The 15008-nt window shown below is 60.6% G+C and carries 16 protein-coding genes; 10 read left to right on the top strand and 6 right to left on the bottom strand.

Translation table 11 applies throughout. The annotated features are described in order from the left end of the window. Positions 1-109: 109 nt before the first annotated feature. From tusD to ACWKV5_RS26620, 6 genes are all read left to right on the top strand, one after another. A complete protein-coding gene (gene tusD / locus ACWKV5_RS26645) occupies positions 110-502 on the top strand; it encodes a sulfurtransferase complex subunit TusD (protein WP_483843745.1) in 393 nt (130 codons plus the stop codon). Position 503: 1 nt separating this feature from the next. Next, a complete protein-coding gene (gene tusC / locus ACWKV5_RS26640) occupies positions 504-866 on the top strand; it encodes a sulfurtransferase complex subunit TusC (protein ID WP_483843677.1) in 363 nt (120 codons plus the stop codon). Next, a complete protein-coding gene (gene tusB, locus ACWKV5_RS26635; RefSeq protein WP_483843676.1) occupies positions 866-1159 on the top strand; it encodes a sulfurtransferase complex subunit TusB in 294 nt (97 codons plus the stop codon). The genes tusC and tusB overlap by 1 nt, the downstream gene beginning before the upstream one ends. Next, on the top strand, positions 1156-1491 hold the full coding sequence (locus ACWKV5_RS26630) for a TusE/DsrC/DsvC family sulfur relay protein (protein WP_483843675.1): 336 nt from the start codon (positions 1156-1158) through the stop codon (positions 1489-1491). The genes tusB and ACWKV5_RS26630 overlap by 4 nt, the downstream gene beginning before the upstream one ends. Continuing rightward, entirely contained in the window at positions 1488-2489 is a 1002-nt protein-coding gene (locus ACWKV5_RS26625; RefSeq protein ID WP_483843674.1) for a glycosyl transferase family protein, read from the top strand. The genes ACWKV5_RS26630 and ACWKV5_RS26625 overlap by 4 nt, the downstream gene beginning before the upstream one ends. A gap of 93 nt (positions 2490-2582) precedes the next feature. Continuing rightward, complete coding sequence (locus tag ACWKV5_RS26620; protein WP_483843673.1) at positions 2583-3590, top strand: glutathione S-transferase family protein; 1008 nt, start codon at positions 2583-2585, stop codon at positions 3588-3590. A gap of 121 nt (positions 3591-3711) precedes the next feature. On the opposite strand, the gene cysG is transcribed toward ACWKV5_RS26620, so the two are convergent. From cysG to ACWKV5_RS26590, 6 genes are all read right to left on the bottom strand, one after another. After that, the gene (cysG, locus tag ACWKV5_RS26615) at positions 3712-5106 is read right to left on the bottom strand and encodes a siroheme synthase CysG (protein WP_483843672.1); all 1395 of its coding nucleotides are present in this window, start codon (positions 5104-5106) and stop codon (positions 3712-3714) included. Beyond that, complete coding sequence (serS, locus tag ACWKV5_RS26610; protein WP_483843671.1) at positions 5107-6387, bottom strand: serine--tRNA ligase; 1281 nt, start codon at positions 6385-6387, stop codon at positions 5107-5109. It lies immediately after the preceding gene. A 16-nt stretch (positions 6388-6403) separates the two neighbouring features. Next, positions 6404-6778: a fluoride efflux transporter CrcB gene (crcB, locus tag ACWKV5_RS26605; RefSeq protein ID WP_483843670.1), complete on the bottom strand. Its 375-nt coding sequence runs from the start codon at positions 6776-6778 to the stop codon at positions 6404-6406. Continuing rightward, entirely contained in the window at positions 6778-8100 is a 1323-nt protein-coding gene (locus ACWKV5_RS26600; protein WP_483843669.1) for a replication-associated recombination protein A, read from the bottom strand. Before ACWKV5_RS26600 ends, crcB begins: the two co-directional genes overlap by 1 nt. A gap of 145 nt (positions 8101-8245) precedes the next feature. After that, positions 8246-8869, bottom strand: coding sequence for an outer membrane lipoprotein periplasmic chaperone LolA (lolA, locus tag ACWKV5_RS26595; protein ID WP_054053642.1), 624 nt, complete (start codon positions 8867-8869; stop codon positions 8246-8248). Positions 8870-8937: 68 nt separating this feature from the next. Further along, entirely contained in the window at positions 8938-11343 is a 2406-nt protein-coding gene (locus ACWKV5_RS26590) for a DNA translocase FtsK (RefSeq protein ID WP_483843668.1), read from the bottom strand. 308 nt (positions 11344-11651) lie between these two features. On the opposite strand from ACWKV5_RS26590, the gene trxB reads away from it, so the two are divergent. From trxB to infA, 4 genes are all read left to right on the top strand, one after another. Next, complete coding sequence (gene trxB, locus ACWKV5_RS26585; protein ID WP_483843667.1) at positions 11652-12611, top strand: thioredoxin-disulfide reductase; 960 nt, start codon at positions 11652-11654, stop codon at positions 12609-12611. 64 nt (positions 12612-12675) lie between these two features. Beyond that, positions 12676-13356 (top strand): leucyl/phenylalanyl-tRNA--protein transferase, encoded by a 681-nt coding sequence (gene aat, locus ACWKV5_RS26580; RefSeq protein ID WP_310269619.1) that lies wholly within the window; start codon positions 12676-12678, stop codon positions 13354-13356. 57 nt (positions 13357-13413) lie between these two features. Next, the gene (locus tag ACWKV5_RS26575) at positions 13414-14121 is read left to right on the top strand and encodes an arginyltransferase (RefSeq protein ID WP_123432247.1); all 708 of its coding nucleotides are present in this window, start codon (positions 13414-13416) and stop codon (positions 14119-14121) included. A 100-nt stretch (positions 14122-14221) separates the two neighbouring features. Beyond that, positions 14222-14440: a translation initiation factor IF-1 gene (gene infA / locus ACWKV5_RS26570; protein WP_002553999.1), complete on the top strand. Its 219-nt coding sequence runs from the start codon at positions 14222-14224 to the stop codon at positions 14438-14440. Positions 14441-15008 lie beyond the last annotated feature (568 nt).

Raw genomic sequence — 15008 nt, 5'->3', positions numbered from 1 at the left:
GGAGCGAGCCTGCTCGCGAAGGCCGCAACTCGGTCCCGAGAGAAATCGCCCTTCGCCGCCCCGCCGATAAAGCTTTATCATGGCCGCAGTTTCGCTGATCGAGTCCGTCATGAAGTTCGCCATCGCGCTGTTTTCCGCCGCCCATGCGCCCTCCTCGCGCCGTGCCTTGTTGTTTGCCCAGGCTGCGCTGGCCGGTGGGCATGAGATTGTCCGGCTGTTTTTCTATCAGGACGGCGTCTACAACGCGTCCGGCAGTGTGGTCACCCCGCAAGATGAGCTGGACCTGCCCAAGCAATGGCGCGCGTTTGTCAGCGAGCATCAACTGGACGGCGTGGTGTGTATCGCCGCCGCCCTGCGCCGTGGCGTGTTGAACGAGGAAGAAGCCGGGCGCTATCAGCGCGACGCCGTTGCTGTCGGCGCGCCGTGGGAATTGTCCGGCCTCGGCCAGTTGCATGACGCGGTGCAGGACGCTGACCGCTTGATCTGTTTCGGAGGTGCGTGAGATGGCTAAATCCTTGCTGATTATCAGCCGTCAGGCGCCATGGTCCGGGCCAAACGCGCGCGAAGCGCTGGATATCGTACTGGCTGGCGGCGCCTTCGACCTGCCAATCGGCCTGCTGTTTCTCGATGACGGCGTGTTCCAGCTCGCCGCGAAACAGGACGCCAAGGCCCTGCAACAAAAAGACCTGAGCGCCAACCTGCAAGCCTTGCCGATGTTTGGTGTCGAGGAATTGTTCGTCTGCGCTGACAGTGCCGCAGAACGTGGGCTGGCCCCTGGCGCTTTCTCGCTGGAAGAAGCCCGGGCGCTGACCGCCCACGACATCACCGCCCTTATTGACCGTTACGACCAGGTGATCACCCTCTGATGTCGACTTTGCATGTGTTGTCTCATTCCCCGTTCGGCGACGATCGCCTGACCAGTTGCCTGCGCGTGATCGGCGCCAACGATGCGCTGCTGCTGAGCGGCGACGCCGTGTATGCCCTGCAGCCCGGCACCGCACCGTTCAGCGCGCTGAATACTCGCGGCCTGACGCTGTTCGTACTGGCCGAGGATATTCAAGCCCGCTCCATTGCAACGCCAGACTGGGCCAAGGCCATCGATTACCCGGCCTTCGTCGACCTGTCGATTCACTACGACAAGGTCAACAGTTGGCTATGAATTCCCTGACAGTCGGCGCTCGCGCCATTGAGTTGGACAAGGACGGTTTCCTCGTCGAACTGAGCGACTGGTCCGCTGATGTGGCCAGCGCCCTCGCCGCTGCCGAAGACATCGAGTTGAGCCCGGAGCATTGGGAAATCCTCGAACTGCTGCGCCGTTTCTACGAAGAATTCCAGCTGTCGCCGGCCACCCGCCCGCTGATCAAGTACACCGCGTTGAAGCTCGGCCCGGAAAAAGGCAACAGCCTGCACCTGAACCGACTGTTCAAAGGCACCCCTGCCAAACTCGCCGCGAAACTGGCGGGCCTGCCCAAACCGACGAATTGCTTATGACCGACTTCCCAGCGCTGACCCTCGAAACACCCGCCGAGCACCCGTTCGCCCAGTTCGTGCGAATCCTCGGCAAAGGCAAACGCGGTGCCCGCGACCTGACGCGTGAAGAAGCCCGCGAAGCCATGGGCATGGTGCTCGACGACAAGGTCGAAGACACCCAGCTCGGGGCGTTTCTGATGCTGCTGCGACACAAGGAAGAAAGCGCCGAGGAAATGGCCGGTTTCACCGAGGCCCTGCGTGAGCGTTTGCAGGCGCCGGTCTTGAATGTCGATCTCGATTGGCCGACCTATGCCGGCAAGAAGCGTCATTTGCCGTGGTACCTGCTCGCGGCCAAGTGCCTGGCGCAGAACGGCATCCGCATTTTCATGCACGGCGCCGGCGCGCACACCGCCGGGCGGCTGTACAGCGAACAACTGCTGGAAGGACTCGGCATTTCACTGTGCCGCAACTGGCAACAGGTGGGCGCAGCACTGGATAACGGCGGCCTGGCGTTCATGCCGCTGGTGGATTGGGCGCCGCAACTGCAGCGCATGATCGACCTGCGCAACACCCTGGGCCTGCGCTCGCCGATCCATTCCCTGACGCGCATTCTCAATCCATTGGGCGCTCGTTGCGGCCTGCAAAGTATTTTCCACCCCGGCTATCAGGCCGTGCACCGCGATGCCAGCGGCTTGCTGGGCGATACGGCGATTGTGGTGAAGGGCGACGGCGGTGAAATCGAGATCAACCCGGACGCCGACAGTCACTTGTACGGCACCACCGGTGGTGAAAGCTGGGACGAAGAGTGGCCGCAACTGTCGGCCCAGCGTCACGTCAAACCCGCCGCTCTCGACCCTGAGCATATGAAAGCCGTCTGGCGCGGTGACGTGGTCGACAGCTACCCGCAAATGGCCCTGATTTCGACCATGGCCTTGGCGTTGCGCGGGCTCGGTCAATCCCGCGATCAGGCGTTCGAAACCGCCCAGCAGTATTGGGATGCTCGCGACAGATCGATTTAACCGATCATAACTGCCCAACCTTTGCGCTATTTGTTCGAACTGATGGGCATAGACTCCTCTCCAACGATTTACTGGGTTTGAGGAGTCTTGATCATGGGTTTATTAGTCGAAGGCCGCTGGCAGGACCAGTGGTACGAAAGCGGCAAAGACGGCACGTTCCAGCGCGAACAGGCGCAGCGCCGTAACTGGGTAACCAGCGACGGCAAGCCGGGCCTGACCGGTGTCGGTGGCTTTGCCGCCGAAGCTGGCCGCTATCACCTCTACGTGTCCCTCGCCTGTCCGTGGGCGCACCGCACGCTGATCCTGCGCAAACTCAAAGGCCTCGACAACCTGATCGACGTGTCGGTGGTCAGCTGGTTGATGCTGGAAAACGGCTGGACCTTCGACCAGAGCCTGGGCTCCACCGGCGACAAACTCGATCACCTCGACTTCATGCACCAGCGCTACACCGCCGACACCGCCAACTACACCGGCCGCGTCACCGTGCCGGTGCTGTGGGACAAACAGCAGAACCGCATCGTCAACAATGAATCGGCGGAGATCATCCGCATGTTCAACAGCGCGTTCGATGACCTGACCGGCAATGACCTGGACTTCTACCCAGAGCCACTGCGCGCCGAGATCGATGCACTGAATGAGCGGATTTACCCGGCGGTAAACAACGGCGTGTACCGCGCCGGTTTTGCGACGTCACAGCACGCTTATGAAGAAGCGTTCGATGGTTTGTTTGAAGAGCTGGATCGACTGGAGCAGCTGTTAAGCGCCAATCGTTACCTGACCGGCGAATACCTGACCGAAGCGGATATTCGGCTGTTCACCACGCTGATTCGTTTTGACGCGGTGTACCACGGGCACTTCAAATGCAACCTGCGGCGGATTGCCGATTATCCGAACCTGTCGAACTGGCTGCGCGAGATTTATCAGTGGCCAGGGATCGCCGAGACGGTGAGTTTTGAGCACATCAAGAATCACTACTACGGCAGCCACAAGACCATCAACCCGACCGGGATCGTGCCGAAGGGGCCGGCGCAGGACTTCACCGTGGCGCATGACCGGGCGCGGTTGAGTGGGAAAGGGGTTTGGCGCAGGAACCAGGCTTGATCGTAGTTCTGCATTGATTTTGAGGGCCCCTTCGCGAGCAAGCCCGCTCCCACATTGGATCTGTGTCGTTCACTAATCCCCTGTGGGAGCGAGCCTGCTCGCGAAGGAGGAGACTCGGTATTCAGACTTGCGCCTGAGCACCCTCGAACCACGCCAGTTTCTCGCGCAGTTGCACCACTTCCCCAACAATCACCAACGTCGGCGCATGCACTTCATGCTCCGCCACCAGCCGTGGCAGGTCCGCCAACGTGCCGGTAAACACCCGCTGATTAACCGTGGTGCCCTGCTGAATCAACGCCGCCGGGGTATCCGCCCCGCGACCGTGCTTGATCAACTGCTCGCAGATGACCGGCAAGCCCACCAGGCCCATGTAGAACACCAGCGTCTGCGCCGGCGCGACAAGGTCGGCCCACGGCAGATCGGTGGAACCGTCCTTCAAATGCCCGGTAACAAACCGCACGGACTGCGCGTAATCGCGGTGAGTCAGCGGAATCCCGGCATACGCCGCGCAACCACTGGCCGCCGTGATGCCCGGCACCACCTGGAACGGAATGCCATGGGCCGCCAGTTCTTCGATCTCTTCACCGCCGCGACCGAAGATGAACGGATCACCGCCCTTCAACCGCACCACCCGCTTGCCAGCCTTGGCCAGATCGACCAGTTGCTGGTTGATCTGATCCTGCGGCACAGCGTGATCGGCGCGGCGCTTGCCGACGTAGATCCGCTCAGCATCACGACGGCACAGCTCCAGAATCGCCGGGGCCACCAAGCGGTCATACAGCACCACATCGGCTTGCTGCATCAGGCGCAAGGCGCGGAATGTCAGCAGGTCCGGATCACCCGGCCCTGCCCCGACCAAATACACCTCACCGGTGGTGACATCCGCTTCGCCGTCGATTTTCGCCTGCAACAGACGCTCGGCTTCGGCGCCCTGCCCGGCCAGCTGCCGGTCAGCGATCGGGCCTTGAAAAACGTCTTCCCAGAACCCGCGACGCTGCTGAACATCCGGAAACAGGCCTTTGACCTGATGGCGAAAACGCGCCGCCAAACCGGCCAGTTGACCGTAGGTGGAAGGAATCCAGGTTTCAATCTTGGCGCGAATCAACCGTGCCAGCACCGGCGCATCGCCGCCGCTGGAGACCGCAATAATCAGCGGGGAACGATCGACAATCGCCGGAAAGATCACGCTGCACAGGGCCGGCGCGTCCACGACGTTGACCGGCACACAGCGCCGATGGGCATCGGCGGACACTTGCGCGTTCAACAGCTCGTCGTCGGTGGCGGCAATGATCAGCCCGCAACCGTCCAGATCCGTTTCGACATAACCGCGTAACAGGCACTCGCCACCGCTGCCGGCCACCAGTTCGCGCAGTTGCGGTTCGATTTCAGGTGCAACCACCCGCAGCAGCGCACCGGCATCGGCCAGCAGGCGGGATTTGCGCAAGGCAATCTCCCCCCCACCGACAACCAACACACGACTGCCGCGCAGGTTGTGAAACAGCGGCAGATAGTTCATTTAGCCGATGACCTCAAGGCCACCCATGTACGGCTTCAGCACGTCAGGCACGCGGATCGAACCGTCGGCCTGCTGGTAGTTCTCCAGCACCGCCACCAGGGTACGACCGACTGCCAGGCCGGAGCCGTTCAGGGTGTGGACCAGTTCAGGCTTGCCGGTTTCCGGGTTGCGGAAACGCGCTTGCATGCGACGGGCCTGGAAATCGCCGCAGTTGGAGCACGACGAAATCTCGCGGTACTTGTCCTGGCTCGGAATCCACACTTCCAGGTCGTACGTCTTGACGGCGCTGAAGCCCATGTCGCCGGTGCACAGCGCCAGGGTGCGGTAAGGCAGCTCCAGCAGTTGCAGGACTTTCTCGGCGTTGGCAGTCAGGCCTTCCAGCGCTTCCATCGAGCTCGACGGCTCAACGATCTGGACCATTTCAACTTTGTCGAACTGGTGCTGACGGATCATGCCGCGGGTGTCACGACCCGACGCACCGGCTTCACTGCGGAAGCACGGGGTGTGAGCCACGAACTTGATCGGCAGCAGTTTCGCATCAACGATTTCGCCAGCAACGATGTTGGTCAGCGACACTTCGGCAGTCGGGATCAGGTACAGATCGGCTTCGCCTTCGCGAGCGATTTTGAACAGGTCTTCTTCGAACTTCGGCAGTTGACCGGTGCCTTGCAGCGCCGGGGCCTGGACCAGATAAGGCGTGTAGGCCTCTTCGTAGCCGTGCTCGGTGACGTGCAGGTTGATCATGAACTGCGCCAGGGCGCGGTGCAGACGGGCAATCGGGCCGCGCAGCAGGGCGAAACGTGCGCCGGACAGCTTGGCGGCGGTTTCGAAGTCCAGCCAGCCGAACTTCTCGCCCAGGGCCACGTGGTCCTGAACCGGGAAATCGAACGCGGTCGGAGTGCCCCAGCGGCGGACTTCGACGTTGCCGTCTTCGTCTTCGCCAATCGGCACCGATTCGTGCGGCAGGTTCGGGATGCCCAGCAGGATCGAATCCAGATCGGTCTGGATCGCGTCCAGTTCGACTTTACCGGCGCTCAATTCGTTGGCCATGCGCTCGACGTCCGCCATCAGTGGCGCGATGTCTTCGCCGCGCTGCTTGGCCTGACCGATGGATTTGGAACGGGCATTACGCTCAGCCTGCAGTGCTTCGGTGCGGGTCTGGACGGTCTTGCGCTGTTCTTCCAGCGCTTCGATGCGCGCAACATCCAGCGTGTAGCCACGGGATGCCAGGCGGTCCGCTACGTCCTGAAGGTTGCTACGTAACAGTTTGGAATCGAGCATGTCGGTTTCTCGTTTATCAAAGTTTGGTCAAGGACAGGCCGGCCCAGGTGGCAAGCAGCCCGCCGAATACGCTGAGCGTCGCATAGCCCAGGGCCAGCGGCACTTGCCCGCTTTCCAGCAAGCGCACCGTATCCAGTGAAAAGGATGAAAAAGTCGTCAGCCCTCCGAGGAAGCCGACGATCAACCCGGCACGCACCTCAAGCGGCACTTCCGGGCGTATCAAAAACAGACCGTAAAGAACGCCGATCAGCAAACAGCCCACGATATTAACGGCCAGCGTCGCGGTATAGAAGTGCCGCGGCCAATTAGCGTTGATCCAGTTTCCGGTGGAAAAACGCAACAGCGTGCCGGCGACACCGCCGATGGACACCGCGATGACCAATGGAATCACTATTTTCTCCGCTGCCGGGGGCTTAGTCGGTCAAGTTGGGCGAGGTGATTGAGCTTCTCGCCGATCTTCAATTCCAGGCCACGCGGCACTGGCTGGTAGAACGGCTGCGGTTCAAGTTCTTCCGGGAAGTAGTCTTCGCCCGCGGCGTAGGCATCCGGCTCATCGTGGGCGTAGCGGTATTCGTCGCCGTAACCGAGTTGTTTCATCAATTTGGTCGGGGCGTTGCGCAGGTGCAGCGGCACTTCCAGCGAACCGTGTTCGGTGGCGCTGCGCATCGCAGCCTTGAAGCCCATGTACACCGCGTTGCTTTTCGGCGCGCAGGCCAGATACGTGATGGCCTGGGCCACCGCCAATTCACCTTCGGGGCTGCCGAGGCGCTCCTGCACTTCCCACGCCGCCAGGCACAGGCTCAGAGCGCGGGGGTCAGCATTACCGATGTCTTCGCTGGCCATGCGCACCACGCGCCGGGCCAGGTACAGCGGATCGCAACCGCCGTCGATCATCCGCGCGAACCAATACAGCGCGCCGTCCGGGTTGGAGCCGCGCACCGATTTATGCAGCGCGGAAATCTGGTCGTAGAACGCTTCGCCGCCCTTGTCGAAACGCCGACGGGTATCGCCGAGCAGACTTTGCAGCAGATCGGTGCCGATCTCGCTGTTGTCGTCGGCCAGGTCCGAGGCGTTTTCCAGCAGATTGAGCAGCCGCCGGCCATCGCCATCGGCGGCGGACAACAGCATCTGGAAGCCTTCGTCGCTGAGTGTCAGCTGGCGCTTGCCCAGGCCACGCTCCTCGGTCAGTGCGCGATGCACCAGTTTGCGCAGGGCCGCTTCGTCGAGGCTCTTGAGCACATAGACGCGGGCCCGGGAGAGCAAGGCGTTGTTGAGTTCGAACGAGGGGTTTTCGGTGGTCGCACCGATGAAAATCAGCGTGCCGTCTTCAACGTACGGCAGGAACGCATCCTGTTGGGACTTGTTGAAGCGGTGCACTTCGTCGACGAACAGGATCGTACGTTTGCCGTACTGCCCGGCCTGTTGTTTGGCGATTTCCACCGCCTGACGGATTTCCTTCACGCCGGCCAGCACCGCCGAGACCGTTTCGAAGTGCGCGTCCGAGACTTCCGCCAGCAACCGTGCCAGGGTGGTTTTGCCCACGCCCGGCGGGCCCCAGAAAATCATCGAATGCAGGGCACCCTGCTCCAGCGCTTCGCGCAAAGGCTTGCCGCGAGCGAGCAGGTGTTCCTGACCGACGTACTCGTCCAGATTGGCCGCACGCAGGCGGGCGGCCAAGGGCTGAGCAATCGGGGCGCTGCGAAACAGGTCCATCACTACTTGCGAAACCTCACTATTTGAACACCGCGGGACCCTGTGGGAGCGAGCCTGCTCGCGAAAGCGGCGTGTCAGACAACATTGATGACACTGACACTCCCCCTTCGCGAGCAGGCTCGCTCCCACAGTTGGTCGATCGGCGTTACTCCTGGATCACGTCCGCACCCTTGGGGATATCGAACTTGAACTTGGATGCCGGGATCGGCTCGTTGGCCTTCACGCCGGTGAACAGGATATTGGTGCGCTGACCGACGCTGTCGATCAGTTGCATGTCGTTGACCAGACCGTTACGGAACGACAGGCGCAGGCTGTCGAACAGGGTGTCCTTGGTTTTCGGCTTCAGGGTGAAGTCGATCACGCCGCCGGCTTCCTTGGCGCTGATGTCGAAGCTCTGGCTGATCTTGGACACGTCACCGGACAGCAGCAGCGCCGGGGTCTGGGTCAGACGCAGGTCGAGGGTCTTGATGGTGACTTGTTCCAGGTCCGGGTCCCACAAGGTCACTTTCTTACCGTCGGACACCATGGTTTGTTCGGCCGGCGCATTGGTGTGCCAGTAGAACAGGCCTGGACGCTGCAACGACATATCACCAGCGGTTTCCTGCAATTGGGTGCCACTGCCATCAAGCGTCAACTGGGAGAAACGCGCGGTCAGGGTCTTGGATGTTTCGAGCAATTGGGTCAGGCGCGCCACGTCCTTGTCATCGGCGTGGGCCGAAAGCGTGGTCAAAGCCAGAACCGGCAGCAACAACATGCGGATAAGACGCATGGGAGTCCTCTTGATATTCGTGGGGGGTGCGAGTGGCGCGTCACTGCGCCACCCTGCTTCAAATCAAATCAGTCGCGTACCGGGCCAGGCGCCAGGACTTCACGCGAACCGTTGGTGTTCATGGACGTCACGACCCCGGCCATTTCCATGGCTTCGATCATGCGTGCGGCGCGGTTGTAGCCGATTTTCAGCTTGCGCTGAACAGCCGAGATGGACGCGCGACGGCTTTCGAGGACGAACTGCACTGCCTCGTCGTAGAGCGCATCGGTTTCCGCATCATCGTCACCACCACCGCCGCCATTCTCAAAGCCGCTGCCGGCCTCTTCGACACCGGCGAGGATCTCGTCGTTGTATTCCGGCGCGCCGCGCAGTTTCCAGGCTTCCACCACGCGGTGAACCTCGTCATCGGACACGAACGCGCCGTGTACACGAATCGGCAGACTGGTGCCCGGCGGCATGTAGAGCATGTCACCGTGACCCAGCAGTTGCTCGGCGCCGCCCTGGTCGATGATGGTCCGGGAGTCGATCTTGCTCGATACCTGGAACGCCATGCGCGTCGGGATGTTGGCCTTGATCAGACCGGTGATCACGTCCACCGACGGACGCTGGGTCGCCAGGATCAAGTGGATACCGGCAGCACGGGCCTTCTGGGCGATACGGGCGATCAGTTCTTCAACCTTCTTGCCGACGATCATCATCATGTCGGCGAATTCGTCGACGACTACGACGATGGTCGGCAGCTTGGTCAGCAGTGGCGCTTCGTCGTGAATGCTTTCGCGCTTGTACAGCGGATCGGTCAGCGGCGTGCCGGCGTCCTGGGCTTCCTTGACCTTGGCGTTGAAGCCGGACAGGTTTCGTACGCCCATCTTCGCCATCAGTTTGTAGCGCCGCTCCATCTCCGCCACGCTCCAGCGCAGGGCGTTGGCCGCGTCCTTCATGTCGGTCACGACCGGGCACAGCAAGTGCGGAATGCCTTCGTAGATCGACAGCTCAAGCATTTTTGGGTCGATCATGATCAGCTTGGCGTCTTCCGGGCCAGACTTGAACAGGATCGACAGGATCATCGCGTTCACGCCCACCGACTTACCGGAACCGGTCGTACCGGCCACCAGCAAGTGCGGCATTTTTGCCAGGTCAGTGATGACCGGCTTGCCGCCGATGTCGTGACCGAGGGCCAGGGTGACCGGCGACTTGAAGTTGTCGTACTCGGGGGTCGACAGCACCTCGGAGAAGCGCACGATCTGCCGGTCTTCGTTGGGGATCTCGATACCGACGGTGGTCTTGCCGGGAATCACTTCAACCACCCGCACACTGGTCACGGCCAGGGAACGCGCCAGGTCTTTCGCCAGGTTGGAGATGCGGCTGACTTTGACGCCTGCCGCCGGTTGAATTTCGTAACGGGTAATCACCGGGCCCGGGTGAATCGAATCCACCGAGACTTCCACGCCGAATTCCTTGAGCTTGATTTCCAGCAAATGGCCAACCGCAGCCAGGGATTCGGGCGAGTAATTGAGTTGTTTCTTTTCTGCCGGGTCGAGAATCGAAATCGGCGGCAAGGTGCCTTCCACGGCGCTGTCGACGAACAACGGCGCCTGTTTCTCTTTCTCCACACGCTTGCTCGGTGCCGAGGGTTTCGGCGGCGCGGGGGCGATGACTGGCGGAACCTGCTTCTCGCGCTCCGACATGTGCTTGCTCAGGGCCTGCTCGCGTTCGATCAGGCGTTCCTTGACCTTGGCCTGCTCGCGCTTGTCGGTGACAGTCGGTGCGACCACGTCATGTACGCGATCGTCGACTTCACGCAGTTGCGCCACCAGTTGCTTGCGTTCGGTACGGGCCGCCCACCAGCGATTGGCCGCGCCCTGGAACAGCTCGAACAGGTCGAGGGTGATCTTGCCGGTGACGTCCATCACCTTGAACCACGACAGGTCGGTGAACACCGTCAGGCCGAACAGGAACAGCGCGATGAACAGCAGCGTGCTGCCCTGGATGTTCAGCGCGTTCTTGGCCAGGTCGCCAAGGCTTTCGCCCAGCGCGCCGCCAGCACCGGCCGGAAGGCCTGTGGCCGCATGGAAATGGATGTGCGCCAACGCAGCGCCAGACAGCACCAGAAACACCAGACCGATCAACCGCCAGGAGAACAGCCAGCCGCTCCACTGCCACGGTTCGTGGCGCTGACGGAAGATCTGGTAGACCTTGACCGCGAGCAGCAACGGGAAGATGTAGGCGAAATAACCCAGCACCATGAACAGGATGTCGGCGCTGTAGGAACCGGCGGGGCCGCCGAAATTCTGCACGTCATCAATCTTGCTGTTGTGGCTCCAGCCCGGATCGTCCTTGCCGTAAGTCAGCAAGGCCATCATCAGGAACAGGCACAAGGCGCCAATGGCGATCAATGCACCTTCCTTGAGCCGGTAGTGCAAATGCTGGCGCCAGAGCGGAACGACTGTTTTGGGTGCTGCGGTGGATTTCTTCAAAACGCTTCTTTTCCTGCGCCCGAGGCGCGTCCATCTGTTGAATGACTATAAAAAACTGCCCAATCCAGGCAGGTAAAAAAGTGAACAGGCGCAACCGGGACTACTTTTAACACTGCACCGCGTCTTTTATAAACACGGTGAGCATTGCTTATTTTGTTACAACCCCCTTTGCACGCAGGCATTGTACGGGTTTGTTCGCTCGATAACATGCGTGAAGCACTGGGTACAGCATAGCCAAAAAGTGCCGGGATACGCGGCCAATTTGAGCATGCATTCTCTTTCGTGACAAAGGCTTATGAGGTGTTTTTATGAGCGAAGCGAAGCATTCACGCCTGATCATTCTGGGTTCCGGCCCTGCCGGTTACAGCGCAGCCGTTTATGCCGCCCGCGCCAACCTCAAACCCGTTGTCATTACCGGCATGCAGGCAGGTGGCCAGCTCACCACCACCGTCGAAGTCGACAACTGGCCCGGCGACGTCGAAGGGCTCACCGGCCCGGTGCTGATGGAGCGCATGCAAAAACACGCCGAACGCTTTGACACAGAGATCGTTTACGACCACATCCACACCGCCAAGTTGCAACAGCGCCCATTCGAACTGATTGGCGACGGCGGCACTTACACCTGCGACGCCCTGATCATCGCCACCGGCGCTTCGGCGCAATACCTGGGGCTGCCTTCGGAAGAAACGTTCGCCGGCCGAGGGGTTTCCGCCTGCGCGACCTGCGATGGCTTTTTCTACCGCAATCAGGTGGTGGCAGTGGTCGGCGGCGGCAATACTGCCGTTGAAGAGGCCTTGTACCTGTCGAACATCGCCAAGGAAGTCCATCTGATTCACCGTCGCGACAAGCTTCGCTCGGAGAAAATCCTCCAGGACAAGCTGTTCGAGAAAGCAGCCAACGGCAATATTCGCCTGCACTGGAATCAGAATCTGGATGAAGTGCTGGGCGATGCCAGCGGTGTGACCGGCGCCCGTCTGCGCGACAGCCTGACCGGCGAAACCCGTGAATTGGCGCTGGCCGGCGTCTTCATCGCCATCGGCCACAAACCCAATACCGATCTGTTTATCGACCAACTGCCGATGCACGACGGGTATCTGCGGGTCAAAAGCGGCAACGAAGGCGACGCTACCGCCACCACAATCCCCGGCGTGTTTGCCGCCGGCGATGTCGCCGATCACGTTTACCGCCAGGCCGTTACATCAGCCGGGGCCGGATGCATGGCGGCACTGGACGCCGAAAAATACCTCGACGACATTCCCACCGTTTAACGGCACACTTTACGGCGGGCCCACCAGCCCGCCACCGCCCTCCCCTTCTGCAAGCCCGGATGCCATGCTGACTTGGTTACAACGCAATACCCTGACCTTTCCCCCGCTGGAAAAAGCCATGCGCGACCCCAACGGGCTCCTGGCCGCCGGGGGCGATCTGTCTGCCGATCGTCTGATTCAGGCCTATCGCCACGGCTGCTTTCCATGGTTCTCCGAAGGCCAGCCGATTCTCTGGTGGTCGCCGGATCCGCGCACCGTGTTGTTTCCCGACGAACTGCATGTTTCCCGCAGCTTGGGCAAATTGCTGCGCCAACAGCGCTATCAAGTGACCTTCGATCAGGATTTCGCCGCCGTCATCCGTGCCTGCGCCGCGCCGCGTGATTACGCCGACGGCACCTGGATCACCCAGGCCATGCAGGACGCTTACATTGAACTGCACCGGCGTGGCCATGCGCATTCGGTGGAAGTCTGGGATCAGGACGAGCTGGTCGGCGGGCTGTACGGGCTGGCGATGGGGCAACTGTTCTTCGGCGAGTCCATGTTCAGCCGCGCCGACAACGCCTCCAAATTTGGCTTTGCCACACTGGTGCGACATCTGAAAGACTCGGGTTTTGTGCTGATCGACTGCCAGATGCCGACCGATCATCTGCATAGCCTTGGCGCACGAGCGATCCCACGCCGTGAATTTGCCGGTTACCTGGCGCAGCACCTGGATCAACCCAACCGCGCCACATGGGTTTGCTGAGCGACTTTCGCGCGGGTGGCTTACACTTAATTCAAAGCTTTTTCCCGAGGGTTGATCATGACCGAGTTGGCGCGTTTGAAGTTCTATGCCACTCAGCCCCACTCTTGCAGCTATCTGCCAGATGAACAGGCCACAACCCTGTTTCTCGACCCTAGCCAGCCCATGGATGTGCATGTCTATGCAGATTTGTCTGAAATGGGTTTTCGGCGCAGCGGCGACCACCTCTACCGGCCTCATTGCCAGAACTGCAACGCGTGCGTCCCGGCGCGCATTCCTGTGGCGCAATTCACCCCCAACCGCCAACAGAAGCGCATCTTCAAACGCAATGCCGACCTGCAGGTTCGCCCGGCCAGGGCGCAATTCAGCGAAGAGTATTTCGACCTCTACCAGCGCTACATCGAACAGCGCCACGCAGATGGCGACATGTACCCGCCGAGTCGTGATCAGTTCTCCACGTTCCTTGTGAGGGATCTGCCGTTCTCGCGTTTCTACGAATTTCGTCTCGAAGGGCGGCTGCTGGCGGTGGCCGTCACCGACTTGTTGCCGAACGGTCTGTCGGCGGTTTACACCTTTTACGAACCGTCCGAGGAGCGTCGCAGCCTGGGGCGTTTCGCGATTCTGTGGCAGATCGGCGAGACCCGGCGCCTTGGACTGGAGGCGGTCTACCTCGGCTACTGGATCAAAAACTGCAAAAAGATGAGCTACAAGACCCAATATCGGCCTATCGAACTGCTGATTAATCAACGCTGGGTCATCCTGAACTAGAACCCCTTGGCTTAAACCCCATTTTTCGGGCACAATGCACGCCGCTTTTGCCTGGCGCAGTTGCACCGGGCCATTCATTGGACACCGAGGGCTTTACTGCATGTCGAAAGAAGACAGCTTCGAAATGGAAGGCACTGTCGTCGACACCCTGCCCAACACCATGTTTCGTGTGGAGTTGGAAAATGGGCACGTCGTAACCGCGCATATCTCCGGCAAGATGCGCAAGAACTACATTCGTATTCTTACCGGTGACAAAGTGCGCGTCGAGCTGACGCCCTATGACTTGAGCAAAGGGCGCATCACTTACCGCGCTCGCTAATCAAGTCAATACAAAACGCCCGGTTTATGCCGGGCGTTTTTGTTTGTCTGCGATTTGGCGGGGTTTTGGATTATTGGGTTCTTGGGTTTTGGGTGTATATCCGTTGCTGCGGTGATGGCTGAATATGGTTTCGCTCTTACAGCGAGTCCCTTTTTCAAACGCCAAAAAGGAACCAAAAGGCTTTGCCCCGGCGTACGGCACTTCGCTAAGGCTCAGTGTTCCCTCGCTACGGTATCCATCAGGGGACATCGCCTACGGTCTGCTTCGCTACGACCTCATCTCGATGTGTTCGGCTTCGCCGAACGGCGCTACGCGCCTGATCCCCTGATGAACACCTACGCTCGGCCTGCCGAAGGGGCAAAAGATCAAAATCAAGATCAACGTCAAAAGCCAAAGCCAAAGCCAAAGCCAAAGCCAAAGCCAAAGCCAAAGCCAAAGCGAAAAGCTTCGCGAGCAGGCTCACTCCCACAATGAAACGGTGTACACCCGCCGCTTCTCACCACTCAACAGGCCGAGCGTTAGCTCGCCTGCAGCTTTTGATCTGCCCGCCCCTTCGGGAGGCTGAGTG

The organism is Pseudomonas oplopanacis, from assembly GCF_057128725.1.
Note: the sequence above shows the minus strand (reverse complement) of the source record. Positions and strands in the feature narration are given on the sequence as shown.